Here is a 255-nt window from a genome sequence, read left to right as displayed (position 1 = left end):
TCATCATCCCCAACAACAACGTGCGGTTGCAGTACTATCAGTATCTGCTGGACGAATACAGTTCCATTCACTCCATTGATGTCTCTGAGTTGGATGATGCTTTTGATATGGCAGCTCTCGACGGCGACTGGCAGCCACTCATAAAATATATCTGTAGGGCCTACCACGATACGACAGCCATACGGCAACTCATTGAGGGTGAGCGCAATCTGCAGGGATTCATGAACGCTTACCTTACGCTGACGAATTATTATC

The 255-nt window shown here is 47.5% G+C and carries 1 pseudogene; it reads left to right on the top strand.

The features are described 5' to 3' along the window. Positions 1–255 (top strand): annotated as a pseudogene (locus tag LDN30_RS16305) (ATP-binding protein); the annotation flags it as partial.

This window comes from Prevotella lacticifex (assembly GCF_019973375.1).
GTDB classification, from domain to species: domain Bacteria; phylum Bacteroidota; class Bacteroidia; order Bacteroidales; family Bacteroidaceae; genus Prevotella; species Prevotella lacticifex.
This window is presented reverse-complemented; position numbering and strand designations above follow the sequence as displayed.